The sequence below is a fragment of the Citrobacter sp. wls827 genome, assembly GCF_005280875.1.
Lineage (GTDB): Bacteria > Pseudomonadota > Gammaproteobacteria > Enterobacterales > Enterobacteriaceae > Citrobacter > Citrobacter youngae.
On the sequence record NZ_SZWR01000003.1, the window covers coordinates 1 to 23,722 of the forward strand.

Genomic DNA, 23,722 nt, shown 5'->3' on the forward strand with positions numbered 1-23,722 from the left:
CAGGGGGTCGCGGGTTCGAGTCCCGTCCGTTCCGCCACTTATTAAGAGCCCTGAGCATTTGCTCAGGGCTTTTTCTTTGCCTGTAACTTTATTATTGCTGAATTCGCAAAAATCCTCTGCATTGTTCGCTCTTTTTCTATAAAGAGCAGAAGGTCATAATCCCCTCAGTTAACGAACATTGTGATTAAAAAGAGGAATTCTATGACAATCCCTGCATTTGGTTTAGGTACTTTCCGCCTGAAAGACGACGTGGTTATCGCTTCTGTTAAAACGGCGCTTGATCTGGGCTACCGTGCTGTCGACACTGCACAAATCTATGATAATGAAGCGGCTGTTGGTCAGGCGATTGCCGAAAGCGGCGTACCGCGTAACGAACTGTACATCACCACCAAGATCTGGATTGAAAATCTCAGCAAAGAAAAACTGATCCCAAGTCTGAAAGAAAGCCTGAAGAAACTGCGCACAGATTATGTTGATCTGACGCTGATCCACTGGCCATCTCCAGGAGATGCCGTCTCTGTTGAAGAGTTTATGCAAGCATTGCTCGAAGCTAAAGAGCAAGGGCTGACTCGTGAAATTGGTATCTCTAACTTCACTATCCCATTGATGGAAAAAGCTATTGCTGCTGTGGGTGCAGAGAATATTGCGACTAACCAGATTGAGTTATCTCCATATCTGCAAAGCCGTAAGGTTGTTGACTGGGCGAAAGAGCACGGTATCCACATCACCTCATACATGACGCTGGCTTACGGTAAGGCGCTGAAAGATGAAGTGATTGCTGGCATTGCGGCTAAACATAACGCGACGCCGGCCCAGGTGATTCTGGCATGGGCGATGGGGGAAGGTTACTCTGTGATCCCTTCTTCTACCAAGCGTGAAAACCTGGCAAGCAACCTGCTGGCGCTGGAACTGCACCTTGATGCGGAAGACAAAGCGGCAATCGCTGCTCTGGATTGCAACGACCGCCTGGTTAGCCCGGAAGGTCTGGCGCCTGAGTGGGATTAATTGCCTGACCCCTCTGTGCCTTTAACCCTCTTTTACAGCTCCTTCGGGAGCTGTTCTTATATATTCACTTAAAAAATCGATGAATGCCCGAATACGAGTACTGACGGCACGATCGCTGTAATACACCGCGCTGAAAGGCATCTCGACTGGCAGTCGTTTATCCGCCATCAATTCGACCAGCTTACCCTGAGCGATCTCCTTATCAATCATATAATCTGAAAGACAAGCAATACCGTTGCCGTTCAGGCAAAGCTGCTTCAGCGTTTCGCCACTGTTCGAAGACAGGCCGCACTCAACCTCATGTAATTGTCCGTCACTACAGGCAATGGGCCATGTATTGAGCGAAATGGGTTCAGAAAACCCCAGACACAGGTGCTGCTTTAACTCTTCAACAGTCTCTGGCTTACCGAAGCGGGCAATATAGTCAGGTGAAGCAATAATCTTGCGGTAGCTGGTAAAGAGTGGACGTACGCGCAGACTTGAGTCAGTCAAGGCACCGGCACGTATCGCAACATCCACTTTTCGTTCAATAAGATTGATAAATGTCTCTGAGGAAACCAGCGACAACGTCATCTCGGGATAGCGCTCACGGAAAGGTTTGATCAGGGGCATCAGGAAATGCAACATCACCGGTGTTGCCGCATCGATACGTAGCAGACCGCGCGGAGTATTACGCGACTCGATGATTTCCATTTCTGCAGCTGCCATTTCCTGCAGTACCTGCTGCACACGTCTGAAGTAACGCTCTCCTTCTTCAGTCAGGCTTAGCTGTCGGGTTGTACGATTCAGCAAACTGACGCCCAGTTTCATCTCCAGCTTTTTTACTGCCCGACTGACCGCGGAATTGGCTTGTCCAAGCTGTTCTGCCGCCCGGCTAAAGCTACCGCTTTCAACTACGGCTACAAAAATCGCAAGTTCATCGGATGTCGCTTTCATTTTTGCACCTGAAGCAAAATTATATTGAGATTTTGAATATTTTTGTCATTAAAACATCCCGGCATACTACGTGTCATCTGATTATTGATGATATGGAGCTATTTATGCCTCTCGCTTTATTTGCACTCACAATAAGTGCCTTCGCTATTGGCACGACTGAATTTGTGATTGTCGGCCTGGTGCCGACCATTGCTGAACAACTGGCGATCTCTTTACCTTCTGCCGGGATGCTGGTTTCAATCTATGCGCTGGGTGTCGCGATCGGGGCGCCAGTATTGACTGCCCTGACCGGACGTCTGCCACGTAAGCAACTGTTGGTTGCGCTGATGGTTCTGTTTACGGCGGGGAATTTGCTGGCATGGCAGGCACCCGGGTATATGACACTCATTGTCGCCCGCCTGCTGACAGGCCTGGCACACGGCGTATTCTTCTCGATTGGTTCTACCATCGCGACAAGCCTGGTGCCAAAAGAGAAAGCCGCTTCCGCCATCGCCATTATGTTTGGCGGCTTAACGGTGGCGCTGGTGACGGGCGTGCCGTTGGGTACGTTTATCGGTCAGCACTTTGGCTGGCGCGAGACTTTCCTTGCTGTATCTCTGTTGGGTGTGATTGCACTGATTAGCAGCCAACTGCTGATCCCGGCCAACATTCCGGGTCGGGCGGCCGCCAGCATTCGTGATCAGGTAAAGGTGTTAACCCATCCGCGCCTGTTGCTTATCTACGCGGTTACGGCACTGGGTTACGGTGGTGTCTTCACTGCATTCACCTTCCTGGCTCCTATGATGCAGGACCTGGCTGGCTTTTCGCCGGCAGCGGTAAGCTGGATCTTACTGGGCTATGGCGTATCGGTCGCTATCGGTAATATCTGGGGAGGTAAGCTGGCGGATAAACATGGTGCTGTCCCGGCGCTGAAATTTATCTTCGCCGCGCTGTTTGTTCTGCTGATGGTTTTCCAACTGACGGCCTCCACGCAGTACGCCGCGCTGGCTACCATTTTGGTGATGGGGATCTTTGCCTTTGGTAACGTACCGGGGTTGCAGGTTTACGTGGTACAGAAAGCGGAACAATTTACCCCAAATGCGGTGGATGTGGCATCAGGTCTGAATATTGCTGCGTTTAATATTGGCATTGCGCTTGGCTCTGTAATTGGCGGACAAACGGTAGAGCATTATGGTTTAGCACAGACTCCGTGGATTGGCGCGCTGATTGTTCTGGTCGCTTTTTTACTGATGAGTATCAGCGGTCGCCTGGATAAACCGGCGCGGGTAGTATTGGGATAATTCATTGATGTAAGTACCCACTTACAAAACAAACTGTAATTGTTCGTTGAAAGTGAGTGCTAAAGTCCCTATAACAGAAGAACCAGTCCGGCTGCGGGCTGGTTGACGTTATAGAGGTTTGAAAGTCTAAAGTGCGAAAAAACACCTATGCCATGCGCTATGTTGCCGGACAGCCCGTTGAGCGGATTTTACCGCCTGGGTCATTTGCGCATATCGGCCAGGCATTACCTGCAGGCGTGCCGTTAAGCAGTGAAGATCGCATTCGCGTGCTGGTGTGGAATATTTTTAAGCAACAACGGGCAGAATGGCAGTCGGTGTTGAAGAATTTTGGCAAAGACGCGCATCTGGTGTTATTGCAGGAAGCGCAAACCACGCCAGAACTGGTGCAGTTTGCGACCGCTAACTATCTTGCTGCCGATCAGGTTCCGGCCTTTGTGCTGCCTCAGCATCCCTCTGGCGTCATGACGCTTTCCTCCGCCCACCCCGTTTACTGCTGCCCATTGCGCGAGCGTGAGCCGATTTTACGGCTGGCGAAATCGGCGCTGGTGACGGTGTACCCATTGCCTGACACTCGGCTATTAATGGTGGTGAATATCCACGCGGTTAACTTTAGCCTTGGCGTTGATGTCTATAGCAAGCAGTTACTTCCGATTGGCGATCAGATTGCTCATCACAGCGGTCCGGTGATCATGGCCGGCGATTTTAATGCCTGGAGCCGTCGACGGATGAATGCGCTGTACCGCTTTGCGCGTGAAATGTCACTGCGCCAGGTACGCTTTACTGACGATCAGCGCCGCCGCGCGTTTGGTCGTCCTCTCGATTTTGTGTTCTATCGCGGTCTGAACGTGAGTGAAGCCTCTGTGCTGGTCACCCGCGCATCTGACCACAACCCACTACTCGTTGAATTCAGTCCCGGCAAACCTGAACAATAACGGTGTGTCAGGTCTGCCGTAGGGCAGGCCTGTGATGGTTGCCCTTCATTTTTCACAACAACCGAAGGACAACACAATGACAACACGCTCTCATCATGACAACGTCGAAAAACAGTTTGGCTCTCAGGCAAATGCCTATTTAACCAGTGCTGTGCATGCCTCTGGTCGTGACTTGCAACGTCTGGCGGAAAGGTTGTCGGCATTTCCACAGGCCCGCGTATTGGATATGGGATGTGGAGCGGGGCACGCCAGCTTTGTGGCCGCACAACACGTACAGCAGGTCGTGGCTTATGATTTATCGTCGCAGATGCTTGAAGTGGTTGCTGAGGCGGCAAAAGACCGAGGTCTGGATAATATCACCACGCGACAGGGATACGCAGAGAGCCTGCCGTTCAGCGATTGCGCTTTTGATGTGGTGATTAGCCGCTATTCAGCGCATCACTGGCATGATGTCGGGCGCGCGCTGAGGGAAGTGAACCGCGTTCTGAAGCCCGGCGGTGTGCTGATTGTGATGGATGTGATGTCGCCAGGCCATCCGGTCCGTGATATCTGGTTGCAAACCGTGGAGGCGTTACGTGATACCTCACACGTACGCAACTATTCCAGCGGAGAGTGGTTGTCGTTAATCAATGATGCCAATCTGATTGCCGATACGTTGTTAACTGACCGTCTGCCGCTGGAGTTCAGTTCGTGGGTGGCGCGGATGCGCACGCCTGCAGCGTTGAGCGGCGCGATTCGTGTTTACCAACAGAGTGCTTCTGTTGAAGTGAAAACCTACTTTGCGTTGCAGGAAGATGGCTCGTTTACCAGCGACACGATCATGGTTGAGGCGCATAAAGCGGGATAAATAAAAAAGGCACTGGGGGGAAGCCAGTGCCTTCATTTCTACAATGCTATCAGGAGTCCGGCATGCCGTTGTTTTTCACAAACAACGTGAGCTGATCGCCTGGCTGCAGATTGTCCGTATCGTTGTTCCAGCGCATCACATCCTTGATGTTAACCCCGTGGCGTTTGGCAATGCTCGACAGCGAGTCGCCTTTACGCACACGATAGGTGATGCTATCGCTGTTATTAGCCAACCGCTGCGCGCTGGTACCCGCACCTACGGTCAGGCTTTGGCCCACTTTCAGCGATGATCCACGCAGATTATTCCACTGCTGCAGATCCTTCGTGCTCACGCCAAGACGTGCAGCGACGCCGGAAAGCGTATCGCCAGAGCGAACTTTGTAGCTACGGCTGTTCAGCGGCGTGTTATCCGCAACCAGCGTTGACTGTACGGCTGCAATTTCGCCGGAAGCCAAAGACTCACGCAGCTTCTCTGCATGCTTCTTTGGTACCATCACGTATTGCGGACCGCTGGCACCCAACGTGGAGCCTTTCACACCTGCATTGAAGGTCTTCAGCTTGCTGACGGAAATACCCGCCATATCGGCAACCTGAGCCATCTCAACCGGGCTGTTCAGGCGAACACGTGCCAACGCGCGGCTTTCATCTGTTGTTGGCAGACGTACGCCATAGCGTTTGCTGTTTTTGAGTATATCGCTCAATGCCAGCATTTTGGGCACGTATAGCTTCGTTTCCTGAGGCAATGGCAACGACCAGAAGTCAGTGGGTTTACCACGAGCTTTGTTCGTTTTGATTGCCTTCATGACACGACCTTCACCGCTATTATACGCGGCAACAGTCAGCAGCCAGTCGCCATCAAACATCTTGTTCAGACGCTGCATCATGTCCAGCGCGGCAGTGGTGGAAGCCACAATGTCGCGACGTGCATCATAATTGCGGGTCTGTTTTAAACCATAATTGCGCCCCGTGCTCGGAATGATCTGCCAAATACCTGCGGCATTGGCGCCAGACGTTGCGTGAGGATCAAAAGCGCTCTCCACTATGGGTAGTAGTACCAGTTCCATAGGCATGTTACGTTTCTTAACTTGCCCGGCTATCCAGTACATATACGGCTCTGCCCGTAAAGTTACATCGTGGAGATAGCTCTTATTGCGTAAATACTTCTGTTTTTGTTCGCGAATCCGGTTGTTTTCCGGAATTCCCATCTTTAGCTCGTCACCAATGAAAGCCCACAAATCCTGATCAGCAGCGATAGATGTTCCATCGTCCATCCATCGCGCCTGACTTGTAAACTTTCCTGCTTCCCCTTGACCAGCTGCAGAAAGGCTCTGTGCGTGCTGTTGGACGTTACCAGTATTCTGGCACCCAACAAGCAGGACAGAGGCGAGTAATATCGCTTTTGCCTTCATGTGTGTGTCAATAGTTGCTTAAAAGACGACCGATCATAACGGCGAAGTTTTCAAAAGGCAACCCGGAATTGTCAGAACGTATCTTTCTTTGACCTTAACCATGCAAAACGCTCTTCAGGTTGTTGCAATATTGTTTCTTTGTTTATTTCGTTAATTAAATCAATATCTTCTGTTCTTAAAAAAAGATTATTTCGTCGCTCATTTTTCAGAATTACGGGTAGCGTCATTTGTTTTTTTACCCGTAACTCATTAACTTTACGATAATAATCATTAATAAACGAATCGTGCGGCAGAATGCTTAAGGCAAACTTCATGTTTGCTAATGTGTACTCATGGGCGCAGCAGATCAATGTATCATCAGGAAGCGCACTTAATTTATTAAGTGATTGATACATTTGGGTTGCTGTGCCTTCGAAAAGTCGACCGCAACCGCCAGAAAAGAGTGTGTCACCACAAAATAAGTAAGGATGGCTAAAGTAACAGATATGTCCTAAAGTGTGACCCGGAGTAGCAATTACCCTAAATTCATGCCCCAAAACGAGTGCAATATCGCCATCTTCGACTATATGGGTCGTTCCCTTATCTTGCGTTTCAGCCGGTCCGTAAACCACTAATTGTGGGAAATGTTGCAAAAGTTCTTTCACACCGCCGACGTGATCCTGATGGTGATGGGTGAGGAGAATGGCCTCTGGCACCCAGTGATATTCTGCAATGGCTTTCAAAACGGGAGCGGCTTCGCCCGGATCAACAATCAGGCAACGATTTTCATTATTTGTCAGGACCCAGATGTAATTGTCCTGAAATGCGGGAATACTGTTAAGATTCATAAATTACCTCTCAATGCGTAACGGAAGGTTGTGATGAAACCGGCAAGGATCCCTCAAACTGTCGTAGCGCCCGTTAGCTGGGATGATATGCCCTGGGGCGAACACTATCGTGAGGCGCTGGAACATCAGCTTAATCCGTGGTTCGCAAAAATGTACGGTTTTCATCTGCTTAAGATTGGTAATTTAAGCGCAGAAATCGATTCTGAAGCGTGCGCGGTTTCTCATCAGGTAAATGTTTCTTTGCAGGGTTCGCCCATGCAGGTCACAGCCGATCCTTTACACCTTCCTTTTGCCGATAAATCCGTGGATGTTTGCCTGTTGGCGCATACACTACCGTGGTGCGCCGATCCGCATCGCTTATTGCGTGAAGCCGACCGGGTACTGATTGATGATGGCTGGTTAATACTGAGCGGGTTTAACCCGGTTAGCCTGATGGGGTTGCGTAAGCTGGTGCCAGTGCTACGTAAAACACCGCCTTACAACAGCCGGATGTTTACCCTGATGCGCCAGTTGGATTGGCTCTCTTTGCTGAATTTTGAGGTGCTGCACTATAGCCGGTTCCACGTACTGCCCTGGGCGAAGCAGGGCGGTAAAATGTTAAGTGCGCATATTCCGGCACTAGGCTGTTTGCAGTTGGTTGTCGCGCGCAAGCGAACAATTCCGCTTACGCTCAATCCGATGAAACAAAGTAAGAGTAAGGCACGCATCCGCCAGGCCGTTGGGGCCACCCGACAATACCGCAAGCCAGATGCTTAAGACTCTGCCTGATACCCAACATCATCCTGGGTGGGACTCATTGCCGCAGCACGAGCAAGCTCATCGCAGCGTTCGTTTTCCGGATGACCCGCGTGCCCTTTAACCCATTCCCATTTGATTTGATGAGGTCCCAGCGCGGCATCCAGACGTTTCCACAGATCGACGTTTTTCACTGGTTTTTTATCTGCGGTTTTCCAGCCGCGCTTTTTCCAGTTGTGGATCCACTGCGTAATGCCCTGACGCACATACTGGCTGTCCGTGCTGAGTATCACTTCACACTGTTCTTTCAGGGCTTCCAGCGCAACGATTGCCGCCATCAGCTCCATGCGATTATTGGTAGTGAGGTTGTAGCCTTCGCTAAAGGTTTTTTCGCGCCCGCGATAGCGTAAAATCGCCCCGTAACCACCTGGCCCTGGATTTCCCAGGCATGAACCGTCGGTGAAAATTTCTACCTGTTTAAGCATCTCTGGTAGACTTCCTGTTTTAGCAAATCGAAATCAAACGATAAGTCTGACATAAATGACCGTTATGAGCACTGGAATTACACGACAGGTAGTCCTCGATACCGAAACCACCGGTATGAACCAGATTGGCGCCCACTACGAAGGCCACAAGATCATTGAGATCGGTGCGGTTGAAGTGGTGAACCGCCGCCTGACCGGAAATAACTTCCACGTTTACCTGAAGCCGGATCGGCTGGTGGACCCGGAAGCGTTTGGCGTACACGGAATCGCCGATGAATTCCTGCTTGATAAACCCACGTTCGCCGATGTTGCCGATGAGTTTCTCGACTATATCCGTGGCGCGGAGCTGGTTATCCATAACGCATCGTTTGATATCGGCTTTATGGATTACGAATTCGCGAAACTCCATCGCGATATCCCGAAGACGAACACCTTCTGTAAAGTGACCGATAGCCTGGCGTTGGCGAGGAAAATGTTTCCTGGCAAGCGTAACAGCCTTGATGCGTTATGCTCGCGCTATGAGATAGACAACAGCAAGCGTACCCTGCACGGCGCATTGCTCGATGCCCAGATTCTGGCCGACGTTTATCTGATGATGACCGGTGGGCAGACCACCATGGCGTTCTCAATGGAAGGTGACAGCCAGCAGCAGAATGATACGGGGATCCAGCGCATTGTGCGTCAGTCCAGTAAATTACGCGTTGTTTTCGCCACTGATGAAGAGCTGGCAGCCCATGAGTCGCGCCTTGACCTGGTACAGAAGAAGGGCGGAAGTTGCCTCTGGCGGGCCTAGTTCTGGTATTTACAGTACAGAAATGGTCATTCGGGTGATTTTTGCAGCAAACGATTAAAAAACGTGAGAAAAAGCGTTGACGAGGCGCGAGGCAATCCGTAATATTCGCTTCGTTCCCAAGCGGAACACAACGCGGAGTGGTAGTTCAGTTGGTTAGAATACCTGCCTGTCACGCAGGGGGTCGCGGGTTCGAGTCCCGTCCATTCCGCCACTATTCAGAAAGCCTGAATCAGAAATGATTCAGGCTTTCGTCGTTTTTACTGCCCAAAAAAATAAAAGCCTGCAACCATATGTTATTGCAGGCCTTGCTGTTACTCGCTCAGCGTCTGTGCGATATCTTTTTGCACCTGCTGGCGCTGTTCTGGGGTCAGCACTTTGTTCAGGTCAAAGTAGTATTTCACGCGGTAATAACGCGCCTGTTGTTCGATGTTGCTGAACGCCGAAAGCTGTTTTTTGACGGCTGCTTCATCCCATTTCCCGGACTTGATGACGTCAATTAGCGCGCCGTCTTTAACGTCTTTCACTGAAATCTGACCGACATTGGTTTCAAGCTGCTGGTGCAGTTTTTTAATCTGCGCCACCTGGTCGTTGGTCAACTTAAGGTGTTGAACGACCGGATCCTGGGCCGGAGCCGGAACATTAGATGTGGTTGCTGCAAGCGAGCTAAAAGAAGCGCCAGCCACGGTAACTGCCAGCAAAGTCATGCGTACGAAGTTTTTCATTATTGAAATCCTGATAAGGGAATTATCGACATTGTCTGCCACTCGCTGGTGACGAGTGATTATCCCTTGCAGAATACGTTGCCCGATGCATGTCGCCACGCGAATTTGTTTTGCGGTTGGTTACGGAGTGAAACAATCCCGCCGTGGATACATGGTCCGTGGCGGGAGGGAAGGCAAACTCTACAGGATGAAAGCGTCAGCATCCTGCCAGGCGGGAAACTTCTCGCGATACTCGCGTAGCGCCGAGAGTGACAACTCAGCGTCAATACGTGTGGCCTGATGCGGCTCGGCGGTGGCAATAATCTCACCCTGCGGATTAATCACCCGGCTGTCACCGCGATAATGATGGCCGTTACCGTCAGTGCCCACGCGGTTACATCCTGCTACATAAGCCTGGTTCTCAATCGCCCGTGCGGTGAGCAGAATCTGCCAGTGCAGCGAGCGCGGTGCGGGCCAGTTAGCCACATACAAGGCGAGGTCGTAGTCGTTGCGGTTACGCGACCACACCGGAAAACGCAAGTCATAACAGACCAACGGCAGAATGCGCCAACCACGCCATTCAAAGATGATGCGCTCTTCACCTGCCTGATAATGCTGATGCTCATCCGCCATGCGGAACAGATGGCGTTTGTCATAGAGATGCACGGTGCCTTCGGGTTCAACCAGCAAAAAACGATTCACCGGCCCCCGTTCAGACTGTATCGCCGCGCTACCTGCTATCAGGGCATTCGTCTGCTGCGCTTTGCTACGCATCCAGCTTACAACTTCCTCTTGCGGCAACGATTTGTTTGCCGCTTCCATCGCAAATCCGCTGGTAAACATCTCGGGCAACACAATAACGTCACGCCCGGTGACGGTTTCCAGTTGGCGGTCGAAATGGCGCAGGTTGGCCGGGCCATCCATCCAGATCAGCGGTTGTTGCAGCAGCGTAATTTTTAAACCTGGCACGATCGAGGCTCCTCGTTGAACAGCATTTTGACACTGTAGCATGAGCCTTAACGAAAATGTGGCAATAAAAAGCCCCGCATTGAGCGGGGCTGAACGTTGTGCGTTAGCGTTATGCTGCTTCGACCTTACGCACCTTCTCTGGCAACTTTACCGGCTGAGTCGCCAGCGCCTCGGGTTCAAAGTCATCCACGTTGATGCTGCGCAGACGACTCGCCTCGGCTTTCACCAGAATTGCGGCTTCGTCTTTATCAATCAGCCCTTTGGCCAGCGCATTGTGCGCCAGTTCATCCAGGCGGGTAAACGGCAGGTTTTTACCCAGCTCTTTGCAGATTCGCTGGTGGATAGGGTCGGCTGCAATCACATCCAGCAGCGCCTCTTCCAGTAAGCCAACCGGGTTGTGTTCGCTTGGCGTCAGGTACTGACCGCGACCAAGACGAGAACGGGTGGCGCTTGGAACCTGCAAAATCTTCGCGACTTTATGATCCAATTTGTCAGACGGTGCATGGTAGTGGCGACCGGTAGGGAAGATAACCACATTAAGCAAGCCTGCGACCAGACGGTTCGGGAAGTTTTTCAGCAGATCGTCCATCGCCTGTTCCGCTTTGTACAACGCATCCTGAACGCCCCAGTGGACCAGCGGCAGGTCTGCTTCATTACGGCCTTCATCGTCATAACGCTTCAGCACCGCGGAGGCCAGATACAGCTGACTTAACACATCGCCCAGACGCGCGGAGATACGTTCACGGCGCTTCAGGCTACCGCCCAGTACGGCCATGGACACATCCGAAAGCAGTGCCAGGTTGGCGCTCAGACGGTTCAGGTGCTGGTAGTAACGTTTGGTCGCATCGCCGGTTGGCGTGCTGCTGGTTAAACCACGCGTCAGGCCAAGCCAGAAGCTACGCACTTTGTTACTGCCGACGTGACCAATGTGTTTGAACAGCAGTTTGTCGAAGGCATTCACATCGTTACTCTGCGCCGCCGCCATCTCTTCGAGAACATACGGATGGCAGCGAATCGCACCCTGACCGAAGATCATCATGCTACGGGTCAGAATGTTGGCACCTTCAACGGTAATAGCGATTGGCGCACCTTGATAAGCACGGGCGAGGAAGTTGCTTTCCCCAAGCATAATGCCTTTACCGCCAGTGATATCCATTGCATCGATGATTGACTGCTGCCCACGGTGAGTACAGTGATACTTCACGATGGCCGACAGCACCGCCGGTTTTTCACCCAGCATAATACCGTAGGTTATCAGCGACGCCGCAGCGTCCATCACGTAGGCGTTACCCGCAATACGTGCCAACGGCTCTTCAATACCTTCCATCTTACCAATAGAGATTTTGAACTGGCGACGAATGTGCGCATACGCACCGGTGGCCATTGCGACCGATTTCACGCCGCCCGTCGAGTTAGAGGGCAGGGTAATACCGCGTCCTACGGACAGACATTCCACCAGCATGCGCCAGCCCTGACCGGCCATTTTCGGACCACCGATGATGTAATCAATTGGAACAAAGACATCTTTGCCCAGCGTCGGGCCGTTCTGGAACGGCACGTTCAGCGGGAAGTGACGACGTCCAATTTGTACGCCTGGCGTTGAGGTTGGGATCAGCGCACAGGTAATGCCAAGATCTTCTTCGCCACCCAGCAGTTTTTCCGGGTCGGAGAGTTTAAATGCCAGACCCAGTACGGTAGCGATAGGTGCCAGCGTGATATAGCGTTTGTTCCAGGTCAGGCGCATCCCCAGCACCTGCTGCCCCTGCCAGTCGCCCATACAAACCACACCGGTATCAGGGATCGCGCCTGCATCGGAACCCGCTTCCGGACTGGTCAGGGCAAAGCATGGGATCTCCTGACCACGTGCCAGACGCGGCAGGTAATGGTTCTTCTGCTCTTCGGTGCCGTAATGCTGCAGCAGTTCGCCTGGGCCTAATGAGTTAGGTACGCCAACGGTGATCGCCAGGATACCGGAAACGCCGGAGAGTTTCTGCAGAACGCGAGCCTGAGCATAGGCGGAGAATTCCAGCCCGCCGTATTCTTTCTTAATGATCATTGCGAAGAAGCGGTGTTCTTTCAGATACGCCCACAGCTCCGGCGGTAGATCCGCGAGTTCGTGGGTTATCTGGAAGTCGTTCGCCATGCGGCAGGCTTCTTCCACCGGGCCATCAATAAACGCTTGTTCTTCAGCAGTCAGATGCGGCTGAGGATAGTTATGCAGTTTTTTCCAGTCTGGCTTGCCCTGGAACAGGTCGCCTTCCCACCAGGTCGTACCGGCATCAATCGCTTCTTTCTCGGTGCGTGACATCGGCGGCATGACTTTACGGAAACCGCGGAACACCGGCGCAGAGATCATGGATTTGCGCATCGGCGTAAAGTTAAACGGTACGAGGATAATGGCCAGAGGAACCAGCAGCCAGACTGACCACAGGCCAGCCACGCCAAGCGCGGCCGTCCAGGCGAGCAAAATTAAGCTGCTGAGGAATAAGCTCACGCGGTGATAAAACAGAACGCTGAGCAGAACAACCGTAGCGATAATACTCAAAATCATCATAACGAAAAGCTCCCTTGCTTGTAGGAGGTCTGACCACTTGTGATGATATGGTTGTAGTGGATGTGAATTCTTTTAGCAATGTGTTTACAAAATAATTACAACAAAGCTCACATTGTTGTTGTTTTAACCGGCACAAAAAATCAAAAGCGACAGCCATTCCTGTGGCTTGTACTTCTCGCTGGTAGCGCTATCCGGTACACTGCATCTTGTCATTTACATTCATGCTGAAGGATATCCTCATGTACCAGGATCTTATTCGTAACGAACTGAGCGAAGCGGCGGAAACGCTGGCTAATTTTCTTAAAGATGACGCCAATATTCACGCCATTCAACGCGCGGCGGTCCTGTTGGCAGACAGCTTCAAAGCCGGCGGTAAGGTACTTTCTTGCGGTAACGGCGGCTCCCATTGCGACGCGATGCACTTCGCCGAAGAGCTGACCGGACGCTATCGCGAAAACCGTCCGGGCTACCCGGCGATCGCTATCTCTGACGTCAGCCATATCTCCTGCGTCAGCAACGATTTCGGTTACGATTATGTATTCTCCCGCTACGTGGAAGCCGTGGGCCGCGAGGGCGATGTCCTGTTAGGCATCTCCACTTCGGGTAACTCCGGTAACGTGATTAAAGCGATTGCTGCGGCGCGTGAGAAGGGAATGAAAGTCATCACCCTGACCGGCAAAGATGGCGGTAAAATGGCCGGCAGTGCAGATATTGAAATTCGCGTGCCGCACTTTGGCTACGCTGACCGTATTCAGGAAATTCATATCAAAGTGATTCATATCCTGATCCAGTTGATCGAAAAAGAGATGGTTAAACCATAAGAAGACGATTGCCGGATGGTGGCTGAAGCCGTATCCGGCCTACATGAGCGCCACGTAGGCCTGATAAGCGCAGCGCCATCAGGCAGTTCACGGTTTTAAGGTAGGTGATGTATGTGCGAACTGCTCGGGATGAGCGCCAATGTGCCAACCGATATCTGCTTTAGCTTCACCGGGCTGGTTCAGCGCGGCGGAGGTACCGGTCCGCACAAAGACGGCTGGGGTATTACGTTTTATGAAGGTAAGGGCTGCCGTACGTTTAAAGATCCGCAACCCAGCTTTAATTCGCCTATCGCCAAACTGGTACAAGACTATCCCATCAAATCCTGTTCTGTGATTGCCCATATTCGTCAGGCGAACCGTGGCGAAGTGGCATTGGAAAATACCCACCCATTTACGCGAGAGCTGTGGGGACGTAACTGGACATACGCCCATAACGGCCAGCTCAGCGGCTATAAATCGCTGGAAACTGGTAATTTCCGTCCGGTCGGCGAAACCGACAGCGAAAAAGCGTTTTGCTGGCTGCTGCATAAACTGACCGAGCGTTATCCACGCACGCCTGGCAATATGACGGCAGTATTTAAATATATCGCGATGCTGGCAGGTGAACTGCGGGAGAAGGGCGTCTTCAACATGCTGCTATCTGACGGGCGTTATGTGATGGCCTTCTGTTCGACCAACCTGTTTTGGATCACGCGGCGTGCGCCATTTGGCGTAGCGACGTTGCTGGATCAGGATGTGGAGATTGATTTTAGCTCAGAGACCACACCCAATGATGTGGTCACCGTGATTGCCACACAGCCGTTAACCGGCAATGAAACCTGGCAAAAGATTATGCCAGGCGAGTGGGCATTATTTTGTCTCGGGGAGCGCGTAGTTTGATGCCAGCTGTGGCTGAACGACTTCGTGACTCAACGGCTTGCTGATAACATAACGGCCATCGACGACGGAAACAGTTGGTGGCTTACGCGTTTGTTCGAAGTAATCGTATCCCGGTTTTAGTTGCGACCAGAACTCTTTGTAATACGAGAACTTATGACGCTGCATGTTGGCGTCGGTCATACGGAACGGATAAATGCTGACCTGCACACTGGACTGCCCAAACACCAGCGCGCCGGTGACAAACTGGAAAATCTCATCAATGCCGTTATCGGTCATCGCGTAGCAGCCGACGGAAACGCAGGCACCGTGGATCATCAGGTATTTACCTTCATAACCGTGTGCGCGGTCGTAGGCGTTAGGGAAACCAATGTTAATCGCTTTGTAGAAGCGGCTATCCGGTTTCAGCTGTCCACGCTGTACGCTGTAAAACCCTTCCGGACTTTTGAAATCACCCTGACGCTGTTTCGGCCCTAAGCCGCCGGAATAATTGCAGATCTTATAGCTGTCGAGCAATTGATACTGTTCGCCCATCTTGACGTACAGATCCAACGTTCGCTCTTCTTTGAAGATCTGAATATAGACAGGGGAGCCCATTAATTGCTGCTTATATTCTTTGCTGACAGGCGTGGTCGGGCTGCTGCTGCTCAGCAAACCGGCAAACGAAACGCACGGCAATAAAAGCATCGCAAGAAAAAATGCGATTTTACGCATACTGCTTATTCCTTGATAAAACGATTACACACGCCAGGACGGCAAAAAGAGTCCCCAAATCGGATAAATCTGGATCTGGAGCGCTCACATTATCACCCAGAGAGTTTTTCGCAAGTCTCTCGTGCTGCGTTTACACTTTAGATTTTCTTTATACGGAAAATTGTGCTTAAAGTCTGTCAGACACCGGCGTATTTTGCAGGTTAGCGAACGTCATTGAGTCTTTTTAGTGCAGAATTTCTAATGTATTGAATTTAAAAAATTAATAATTTAATAATCGAATATTAAAATGGAATACCCGGCAATAGCGGTAGACTGCGCCGAACGTGTTTGATTAGGTATTTTTGTTTTCATGTCTTTTGTCTCTGCACCCCGACGCTTTTTGCCGGGTCTGCTGTCTTTGTGTGTTGTGTTGTCATCACCGTCTGTCGCCAAAGTTCAGCCCCTCTTATCTGACGCCCATCTAAGCTATGCGGCGCAAATGCGCATGCGTAATCGTGCCCGGCTGCTGAAGCAATACCACGCGCAGGTAAAAAAGCAGGCAAGTTATGTGGTGGTAGGTAATGCGCAAAGTAAAAGCGCGCTGCGCCAGCAGAACAGGACGCTGATTAAACAGCACCCGGAGTGGTTCCCTGGGCCGCTGAAAGCGAGCGATCATCGCTGGCAGGAGCTGGCGGAGAATGACCATTTTCTCAGCAGCGACCATCTGCACAACATGACCGAAGTGGCAATCCACCGTCTTGAGCAGCAGTTAGGTAAACCCTATTTGTGGGGCGGGACCAGCCCGGATCAAGGCTTTGACTGCAGTGGGCTGATTTTTTATGCCTACAACAAAATCCTGGCGGCAAAATTGCCGCGTACGGCGAATGAAATGTATCACTACCGGCGGGCGACCATCGTCGCCAATCGCGACCTTCGTCGTGGTGATTTATTGTTCTTTCATATTCACAGCCGGGATATTGCCGATCATATGGGGGTCTACCTGGGACAGGGGCAATTTATTGAATCGCCGCGTACGGGAGAAACTATTCGGGTGAGTCATTTATCCGATGACTTTTGGCAGGATCATTATCTCGGCGCCCGTCGTATTCTGACGGAAAATACCATTCTGTAATCAATAAGGCGGTGCGAATGGCACCGCCTTGCCACGGGTTAACTCAGCGCCCCCATGATTTTTAATTCCAGCTCATCCGGAACTTCGTTATAAGACAGTACCTGCAAACCCGGTGCAAACAGGCGGGCATAACGCGCGAGCAGAGGACGAAGCTGCGGTGCGACCAACAGCACCGGCTCTTTACCCGCCGCTTTCATCTGTTCTTTAATCTGCGGCATATTGGTCTGGAACTGATTGAGCATATTCGGATCGACCGGTACGCTATCGAGCACTACTTTGCCGCTTTGCTGCGCCTGATTCACCACATTAGCCAGCAGATTCTCCAGCTCATTATTCAGCGTGTACACCGCCAGTTCATCTTTGCGCACAAACGGATGGGTAATACTGCGACGAAGCGCCAGACGCACATCGGCCGTTAACAGAATATGATCTTTGGTGACGGCGCTACTGGCGACCAGGACGGTGGCAATGGTGACGATATCGCGCAGCGGCACGCCTTCAACCAGCAGTGCCCGGTAAACCTTCAATAGCTGGCTGTAATTCAGCGCTGCGCTCAGATCTTCCGCCAGGCGAGGTGCCATTGAAGAGAGGCGGTTATGCAGTTGCGTAATATCATCGTAGTTAAACAGGTCGGGAATATAGCTGCGAATGACCTTATTCACATGCGTCGCAATAACGCTGGCGCTATCGATAACCTGGTACCCCATATTTAACGCTTTGGCTTTTTGCGCCGGGACAATCCACGTGACCGGCATACCGTAGGCCGGATCGTGGCCTAAAACACCATCGATCTCACCGTAGGTTTCACTGGAGGGCAGTGCCATCAGCTTATCTGAGGGAATATCGGCCTCATCAGCCTTGATCCCATTGATAAAAATGGCGTACTGGGTCGGTTTCAGACGGAAGTTTTCGCGGATGCGAATTTCCGGCAGCAGCACGCCGTTGGTGTCTGAGATAACCTGTCGCACGCCGCGAATACGTTGAGTGAGCGGATTCCCTTTGGACTTGTCCACCAACGCCACGAGTTTGTACCCCAGGCTCAGGCTGATTGGCTCAATTAAGGGGATGGTTTCCCAACTGACCTGTTGCTCGGTGGTTTCAACGATGGTTTTGGTCAGCGTCTCAAGATTTTTTTCTTCGGTCTCCGCCACCTTCGGGCGCTTGCTCATACGCCAGGCGGTAAACCCCAGCAGGGCGCTGAATACCAGGAACGGGAAATGCGGCATTCCCGGTACCACTGCCAGGACAAACATGATGCTGGTGGCGGTATAAAGTACGGAGGGGCTTGCCAGCAATTGGCTACGAACGTCGGTGGCGATATCGCCGCTGTCGCTCACGCGAGTAACGATAATTGCCGCTGCCGTCGATAGCAGCAGAGAGGGGATCTGGGCGACCAGGCCGTCACCGATGGTCATCAGGACATATTGCTGGAAGGCGGCTTCAGCGCTTAAATCGTATTTAAAAATACCGATACAGACCCCGCCGATCAGGTTGATGGCCAGAATCATCATCCCGGCGATGGCATCACCGCGCACGAACTTCGACGCGCCGTCCATTGCGCCATAGAAATCCGCTTCGCCCGCCACATCTTTACGTCGGGCCTGCGCCTGGGCCTGATTAATCAGCCCCGCGTTCAGATCGGCGTCGATCGCCATCTGCTTGCCGGGCATGGCGTCCAGCGTAAAGCGGGCCGAAACTTCGGAGATACGCTCGGCACCCTTAGTAACCACGATAAAGTTAATTGTGAACAGCGTCAGTAAGGCCGATCGTGAAAACATCGTCGCGGCGCTGCATGGACAGTCTATTTTTAACGGTGGCGGCATGGCACCGTTAAACAAGCTCGGCAAACAGCCGATAGCGCCAGGCGCGCAGAAGAAAAACGTCACGCGCAACAAGCTGGATAAAACGGTTAACCCGCAAGAGACGGCGAAAATCACCGAAGATAACGCCAAAAAAGCGCTGGATGTGAATGAAAAAGCGGTGCTGCTGAAGCAAAAATCAGCCCGTGAATTGGGTGAGCTGGCGACCGACATTAACGTCATCGCCCGCAATGCGCATATGGAAACCAACCTTGAGATGGAGATTGTTCCTCAGGGGCTGCGCGTGCTGATTAAAGATGACCAGAACCGGAATATGTTTGAACGCGGTAGCGCCAAAATTATGCCGTTCTTTAAATCGCTGCTGGTTGCGCTGGCCCCCGTGTTTGACTCGCTGGACAACAAGATAATCATCACCGGCCATACGGATGCGATGAGCTATAAGAGCAACATTTACAACAACTGGAACCTCTCTGGCGACCGTGCTTTGTCAGCACGACGCGTGCTGGAAGACGCCGGCATGCCGCAGGATAAAGTCATGCAGGTTAGCGCCATGGCGGACCAAATGCTGCTGGATGCGAAAAACCCGGAAAGCGCAGGCAACCGTCGTATTGAGATCATGGTGTTAACGCAAAGTGCTTCCGATACGCTGTATCAATATTTTGGTCAGCACGGCGAGAAAGTGGTTCAGCCGCTGGTTGATAAGCTGGACAAGCAAAAGCAGGTGACTTCTTTACGTCAACCCTCTGCTCCCGCCACGCATTAATTCTGTTCTCCGCCCCCACGCAATGTGGGGGCAAATTATCCCGCAGGAAGGCAATATGATAGATATAGCCCATATTATTCCATTGGATATTCATACTGATAACGTCACCGATGTGGCTTGTCAGGGGGCGCATTTCGACCCGGTTTCAGGTATCTGGTACGCCGAACCTCATGAGTTAAATGAGACGCTGCGCGAGCATGTTTACGCGACGGACAATTTTAATATTGTGGCTCCTTATTACCTGGTTATTACGTCGAAAATGCAATGCTGGAATTGCCATCAGCCCACGTATATTCATGGTGTGATGCTTACCCGGTTTATCAAACAAAATCAGGATGATAAAAGATGGGTGTCCGTGCGGCGCAATACATTTTTGTTCCATATCAACACGCTGCCGGAAGAGATAAAAAAGAACATCAAAGCCAGCAATTACTACCTGGATAAAAGTAAAACGACCGGACTACGTTATTGGATGAACCACTGTGAAATCTGTGGAGAGCGCCTGGGTGACTACGAGCTGTTCTGCGTCGAGGATGATGCCTTTCGTCTGATGACGATTGAAAAACTTTTGCGGGCAAATGTGCGCAAAGTGAATAAGTTGTTTGTCAGTACGGCAGGAAATCCCGCCGACCATGCGCCAAAAGACATTGTGCGTTATCTGTGTGATGCGCGCTTTGTGATGAATGGACCCGCACTGACGTAGCAGAGGTACAGACTTCTCATATCGTAAAAATACTGTATACTTAAACAGTGTTGTGAGAGGTGAGTCATGCGCAAAATCATACATGTCGATATGGACTGCTTTTTCGCGGCGGTGGAGATGCGTGATAATCCCGCCCTGCGTGACATTCCCATTGCCATTGGCGGTAGTCGTGAACGCCGGGGAGTTATCAGCACGGCCAATTATCCGGCGCGTAAATTTGGCGTGCGCAGCGCGATGCCAACCGGAATGGCGTTAAAGCTGTGCCCGCATCTTACCCTGTTACCCGGTCGTTACGAGGCTTACAAAGAGGCCTCTCGCCAGATTCAGGCGATCTTCTCCCGCTACACCTCACTCATCGAACCGCTTTCGCTGGATGAAGCCTACCTGGATGTCACCGACAGCATTCATTGCCACGGCTCCGCGACGCTGATCGCCCAGGAGATCCGCCAGACGATCTTCAACGAACTACAGCTCACCGCCTCTGCCGGGATTGCGCCGGTTAAATTCCTGGCAAAAATCGCCTCCGATCTCAATAAACCCAACGGGCAATATGTGATAACCCCTGCTGATGTCCCTGAATTTCTCAAAACGTTGCCGTTGGGGAAAATTCCCGGCGTCGGCAAAGTCTCCGCCGCTAAGCTGGAATCAATGGGATTGCGTACCTGCGAAGATGTTCAAAAATACGACCTGGCTACGCTGCTCAAACGTTTTGGTAAGTTTGGCCGCGTGTTGTGGGAGCGCAGCCAGGGGATTGACGAGCGGGACGTCAACAACGAGCGGCTGCGTAAATCCGTCGGCGTCGAGCGGACGCTGGCGGAAGATATTCATCAGTGGTCAGAGTGCGAAGCGATTATTGAGCGGCTCTATCCTGAACTGGAACGGCGTCTGGCAAAGGTCAAGCCGGATCTGCTGATCGCCCGCCAGGGGATAAAACTCAAGTTTAATGATTTTCAGCAGACCACGCAGGAGCACGTCTGGCCGCGCTTAAATAAAGACGACTTAATTGCGACGGCACACAAAACCTGGGAAGCGCGTCGGGGAGGGCGAGGCGTGAGGCTGGTGGGATTACATGTCACGCTGCTCGATCCACAAATAGAAAGGCAGTTATTGTTGGGGCTTTGACGTTGATGTATTGCCGGATGGTGGCGTTAAACGCTTTATCCGGCCTACAAATCTGCTTGTAGGCTGGATAAGCACAGCGCCATCCGGCATTTAGCGCAGACTTACTTCGCCGGAATAGACTTCAGCAGTTCAGTCAGAAGCCGCCAGTAGTGGCCGACGCTTTCGATATGAACCTGCTCATCCGGGGAGTGTGGACCGGTGATGGTTGGCCCGATGGAAACCATGTCCATTTCCGGATACGGTTTTTTGAACAGGCCACATTCCAGACCAGCGTGAATGATCTGAATGTTTGGCGTTTTATTGAACAGACGCTGATAGGTTTCACGAACCAGGTGCATAACCGGAGAGTTCGCATCCGGCTGCCAGCCTGGATACGCGCCTTTGGCTTCGGTTTTGGCGCCAGCCAGTTTACCCAGTGAATCCAGCATGCTCACCACGTAGTCTTTACCGCTGTCGATCAGCGAGCGAACCAGACAGTGGATCTGAACATTATCGTCAGTCATGGTTACCACACCGACGTTCAGCGAGGTTTCTACCACGCCTTTGGCGACGTCAGAATTGCGGATCACACCGTTCGGGGTGGCATTCAGCAGACGAATGAAGCTATCGCGAGACGAGGTAGTCAGCGCGGCTTTGTCGTTAGTCACGGCATCCAGCAGCAGCGCCAGGTTTTTCTCTTTGGCTTCCAGTTCGTTTTTCAGGATTTCCTGGTAGGTGCTGACCAGCGCTTTTAACGCATCAACTTTATCGGCAGCCACGGCGAGGGTGGCGAAGGCTTCACGCGGAATCGCATTGCGCAGCGTACCGCCGTTGAAATCAACCAGACGCAGATCTAACTCTTCAGCGTGGCCTGCCAGGAAACGTACCAGTAGCTTGTTCGCGTTACCGAGACCCACATGGATTTCGCCGCCGGAGTGGCCGCCTTTCAGGCCTTTTAACGTCAGCTTAAAGCTCTGGAAGCCAGCCGGGATTGCTTCACGGGACAGCGGCAGGTTAGAGGTAAAGTCGATCCCGCCCGCGCAACCCATATAGATCTCACCTTCTTCTTCTGAGTCGGTGTTGATCAGGATATCCGCTTGCAGCCAGTTCGCCTGCAGACCAAATGCGCCGTCCATGCCCGCTTCTTCGGTCATGGTCAGCAGCACTTCCAGCGGACCGTGTGCCACATTGTCATCAGCCAGTACCGCCAGTGCGGACGCCATACCGATACCGTTATCTGCACCCAGCGTGGTACCACGGGCTTTTACCCACTCGCCATCAATATAAGGCTGGATCGGATCTTTGGTGAAGTCGTGCACGGTGTCGTTATTTTTTTGCGGGACCATATCCAGGTGCGCCTGCAAAACGACCGGCTTGCGATTTTCCATGCCAGCGGTAGCGGGTTTACGAATCAGGATATTACCAACCTGATCGCGCTCGACGTGGAAACCTTTCTCCTGGGCCCAGCTCAGAATGTGTTCAGCGAGTTGCTCTTCATGGTAGGACGGATGAGGAATAGAACAGATTTTGGCAAAAATATCCCACAGCGGTTGCGGGGATAACTGAGACAGTTCAGACACGTTGAGTCTCCTTGGCGATGTCCTGCAAAATTGACTTGCAGGCCACGGGGTTAGCGGAATTAAAAACACCACAAGTCAGGCTTGCGCGATGCGATTGAGAATACCACTTTCTTCGCTGACGGCTAGTATAAAGCATGCAAAAAGAGGCGCGGATTCCGCGAAACACTGGTTTTTAGTGCGTCAGATCTCTATAATCTCGCGCAACCTGGTTCACCCTCAATTTATTAATTAGCCGTAGATAAACAGGCTGGGACACTTCACATGAGCGAAAAATACGTCGTCACCTGGGACATGTTGCAAGTCCATGCACGTAAACTGGCAAGCCGCCTGATGCCTTCTGAACAATGGAAAGGCATTATTGCCGTTAGCCGTGGTGGTCTGGTGCCGGGCGCATTGCTGGCGCGTGAATTGGGTATTCGCCATGTCGATACCGTATGCATCTCCAGCTACGATCACGACAACCAGCGCGAACTGAAAGTGCTGAAGCGTGCGGAAGGTGACGGTGAAGGTTTCATCGTGATCGATGACCTGGTAGACACCGGTGGTACCGCCGTTGCTATCCGCGAAATGTATCCTAAAGCGCATTTCGTCACGATCTTCGCTAAGCCGGCTGGTCGCCCGCTGGTGAATGACTATGTGGTTGATATTCCGCAGGATACCTGGATTGAGCAGCCGTGGGATATGGGCGTGGTATTTGTTCCGCCGATCTCTGGTCGCTAATCTAAAAAGTTTTCAACGCCCGCACTGTCGGGCGTTGTTCT

21 protein-coding genes, 1 tRNA gene and 2 pseudogenes are annotated in these 23,722 nt (G+C 51.9%); 14 read left to right on the forward strand and 10 right to left on the reverse strand.

Annotated features, from left to right (window positions below; all coding sequences use genetic code 11):
* Positions 1-201: 201 nt before the first annotated feature.
* Positions 202-1,005 (forward strand): 2,5-didehydrogluconate reductase DkgB, encoded by an 804-nt coding sequence (gene dkgB / locus FDX03_RS02770; protein WP_137345460.1) that lies wholly within the window; start codon positions 202-204, stop codon positions 1,003-1,005.
* Between the two features lie 21 nt (positions 1,006-1,026).
* Here dkgB and yafC read toward each other — a convergent pair whose 3' ends face one another.
* Positions 1,027-1,941 (reverse strand): DNA-binding transcriptional regulator YafC, encoded by a 915-nt coding sequence (gene yafC / locus FDX03_RS02775; protein ID WP_137345461.1) that lies wholly within the window; start codon positions 1,939-1,941, stop codon positions 1,027-1,029.
* Between the two features lie 104 nt (positions 1,942-2,045).
* On the opposite strand from yafC, the gene FDX03_RS02780 reads away from it, so the two are divergent.
* The 3 genes from FDX03_RS02780 to FDX03_RS02790 all read left to right on the forward strand — a co-directional run bounded on the left by FDX03_RS02780 (position 2,046) and on the right by FDX03_RS02790 (position 5,000).
* On the forward strand, positions 2,046-3,221 hold the full coding sequence (locus FDX03_RS02780; RefSeq protein ID WP_061067294.1) for an MFS transporter: 1,176 nt from the start codon (positions 2,046-2,048) through the stop codon (positions 3,219-3,221).
* A gap of 131 nt (positions 3,222-3,352) precedes the next feature.
* Positions 3,353-4,153: an endonuclease/exonuclease/phosphatase family protein gene (locus FDX03_RS02785; RefSeq protein ID WP_048212545.1), complete on the forward strand. Its 801-nt coding sequence runs from the start codon at positions 3,353-3,355 to the stop codon at positions 4,151-4,153.
* Positions 4,154-4,229: 76 nt separating this feature from the next.
* Positions 4,230-5,000, forward strand: coding sequence for a class I SAM-dependent methyltransferase (locus FDX03_RS02790; RefSeq protein WP_137345462.1), 771 nt, complete (start codon positions 4,230-4,232; stop codon positions 4,998-5,000).
* Positions 5,001-5,049: 49 nt separating this feature from the next.
* On the opposite strand, the gene mltD is transcribed toward FDX03_RS02790, so the two are convergent.
* Both mltD and gloB read right to left on the reverse strand, forming a co-directional pair.
* Entirely contained in the window at positions 5,050-6,408 is a 1,359-nt protein-coding gene (gene mltD / locus FDX03_RS02795) for a murein transglycosylase D (protein WP_137345463.1), read from the reverse strand.
* Positions 6,409-6,479: 71 nt separating this feature from the next.
* Positions 6,480-7,235, reverse strand: coding sequence for a hydroxyacylglutathione hydrolase (gloB, locus tag FDX03_RS02800; RefSeq protein WP_137345464.1), 756 nt, complete (start codon positions 7,233-7,235; stop codon positions 6,480-6,482).
* 33 nt (positions 7,236-7,268) lie between these two features.
* On the opposite strand from gloB, the gene FDX03_RS02805 reads away from it, so the two are divergent.
* Positions 7,269-7,991 carry a class I SAM-dependent methyltransferase gene (locus FDX03_RS02805; RefSeq protein WP_115600936.1) on the forward strand — a complete coding sequence of 241 codons (723 nt, stop codon included), beginning with the start codon at positions 7,269-7,271 and terminating at the stop codon, positions 7,989-7,991.
* On the opposite strand, the pseudogene rnhA reads toward FDX03_RS02805, so the two are convergent.
* Positions 7,988-8,566: pseudogene (rnhA, locus tag FDX03_RS02810) on the reverse strand (ribonuclease HI). The gene FDX03_RS02805 and the pseudogene rnhA sit on opposite strands and share 4 nt — an antisense overlap.
* On the opposite strand from rnhA, the gene dnaQ reads away from it, so the two are divergent.
* Both dnaQ and FDX03_RS02820 read left to right on the forward strand, forming a co-directional pair.
* Complete coding sequence (gene dnaQ / locus FDX03_RS02815) at positions 8,520-9,248, forward strand: DNA polymerase III subunit epsilon (protein WP_075551413.1); 729 nt, start codon at positions 8,520-8,522, stop codon at positions 9,246-9,248. The pseudogene rnhA and the gene dnaQ overlap by 47 nt on opposite strands.
* Positions 9,249-9,382: 134 nt before the next feature.
* Positions 9,383-9,459: transfer RNA gene (locus FDX03_RS02820), tRNA-Asp, on the forward strand.
* A gap of 100 nt (positions 9,460-9,559) precedes the next feature.
* Here FDX03_RS02820 and FDX03_RS02825 read toward each other — a convergent pair.
* The 3 genes from FDX03_RS02825 to fadE all read right to left on the reverse strand — a co-directional run bounded on the left by FDX03_RS02825 (position 9,560) and on the right by fadE (position 13,472).
* Positions 9,560-9,970, reverse strand: a complete 411-nt coding sequence (locus tag FDX03_RS02825; RefSeq protein WP_101743095.1) for a Spy/CpxP family protein refolding chaperone — start codon at positions 9,968-9,970, stop codon at positions 9,560-9,562.
* Between the two features lie 180 nt (positions 9,971-10,150).
* Positions 10,151-10,918 carry an amidohydrolase gene (locus FDX03_RS02830; RefSeq protein WP_048212537.1) on the reverse strand — a complete coding sequence of 256 codons (768 nt, stop codon included), beginning with the start codon at positions 10,916-10,918 and terminating at the stop codon, positions 10,151-10,153.
* Positions 10,919-11,027: 109 nt separating this feature from the next.
* Positions 11,028-13,472, reverse strand: coding sequence for an acyl-CoA dehydrogenase FadE (fadE, locus tag FDX03_RS02835; RefSeq protein ID WP_048212536.1), 2,445 nt, complete (start codon positions 13,470-13,472; stop codon positions 11,028-11,030).
* Positions 13,473-13,711: 239 nt separating this feature from the next.
* On the opposite strand from fadE, the gene lpcA reads away from it, so the two are divergent.
* Both lpcA and FDX03_RS02845 read left to right on the forward strand, forming a co-directional pair.
* The gene (gene lpcA / locus FDX03_RS02840; protein ID WP_003031390.1) at positions 13,712-14,293 is read left to right on the forward strand and encodes a D-sedoheptulose 7-phosphate isomerase; all 582 of its coding nucleotides are present in this window, start codon (positions 13,712-13,714) and stop codon (positions 14,291-14,293) included.
* Positions 14,294-14,404: 111 nt separating this feature from the next.
* Positions 14,405-15,172 (forward strand): class II glutamine amidotransferase, encoded by a 768-nt coding sequence (locus FDX03_RS02845; protein WP_003031388.1) that lies wholly within the window; start codon positions 14,405-14,407, stop codon positions 15,170-15,172.
* On the opposite strand, the gene dpaA is transcribed toward FDX03_RS02845, so the two are convergent.
* Positions 15,143-15,883 (reverse strand): peptidoglycan meso-diaminopimelic acid protein amidase, encoded by a 741-nt coding sequence (gene dpaA, locus FDX03_RS02850; protein WP_003843847.1) that lies wholly within the window; start codon positions 15,881-15,883, stop codon positions 15,143-15,145. The two genes, FDX03_RS02845 and dpaA, sit on opposite strands and share 30 nt — an antisense overlap.
* 349 nt (positions 15,884-16,232) lie before the next feature.
* On the opposite strand from dpaA, the gene FDX03_RS02855 reads away from it, so the two are divergent.
* Entirely contained in the window at positions 16,233-16,994 is a 762-nt protein-coding gene (locus tag FDX03_RS02855) for a C40 family peptidase (protein WP_048212535.1), read from the forward strand.
* 38 nt (positions 16,995-17,032) lie between these two features.
* Here FDX03_RS02855 and FDX03_RS02860 read toward each other — a convergent pair.
* Positions 17,033-18,736 (reverse strand): annotated as a pseudogene (locus FDX03_RS02860) (flagellar biosynthesis protein FlhA); the annotation flags it as partial.
* On the opposite strand from FDX03_RS02860, the gene lafU reads away from it, so the two are divergent.
* The 3 genes from lafU to dinB all read left to right on the forward strand — a co-directional run bounded on the left by lafU (position 18,663) and on the right by dinB (position 21,402).
* Entirely contained in the window at positions 18,663-19,577 is a 915-nt protein-coding gene (gene lafU / locus FDX03_RS02865; RefSeq protein ID WP_197081314.1) for a putative lateral flagellar export/assembly protein LafU, read from the forward strand. The pseudogene FDX03_RS02860 and the gene lafU overlap by 74 nt on opposite strands.
* A 55-nt stretch (positions 19,578-19,632) precedes the next feature.
* The gene (locus tag FDX03_RS02870; protein ID WP_137345465.1) at positions 19,633-20,280 is read left to right on the forward strand and encodes a DNA primase; all 648 of its coding nucleotides are present in this window, start codon (positions 19,633-19,635) and stop codon (positions 20,278-20,280) included.
* A 66-nt stretch (positions 20,281-20,346) separates the two neighbouring features.
* A complete protein-coding gene (gene dinB / locus FDX03_RS02875; RefSeq protein WP_048212532.1) occupies positions 20,347-21,402 on the forward strand; it encodes a DNA polymerase IV in 1,056 nt (351 codons plus the stop codon).
* 101 nt (positions 21,403-21,503) lie between these two features.
* Here the strand turns inward: dinB and pepD are convergent, their stop codons facing one another.
* A complete protein-coding gene (gene pepD, locus FDX03_RS02880) occupies positions 21,504-22,961 on the reverse strand; it encodes a cytosol nonspecific dipeptidase (RefSeq protein WP_048212531.1) in 1,458 nt (485 codons plus the stop codon).
* Positions 22,962-23,222: 261 nt separating this feature from the next.
* On the opposite strand from pepD, the gene gpt reads away from it, so the two are divergent.
* Positions 23,223-23,681, forward strand: a complete 459-nt coding sequence (gpt, locus tag FDX03_RS02885) for a xanthine phosphoribosyltransferase (RefSeq protein ID WP_048212530.1) — start codon at positions 23,223-23,225, stop codon at positions 23,679-23,681.
* The last annotated feature ends 41 nt before the right edge of the window (positions 23,682-23,722 follow it).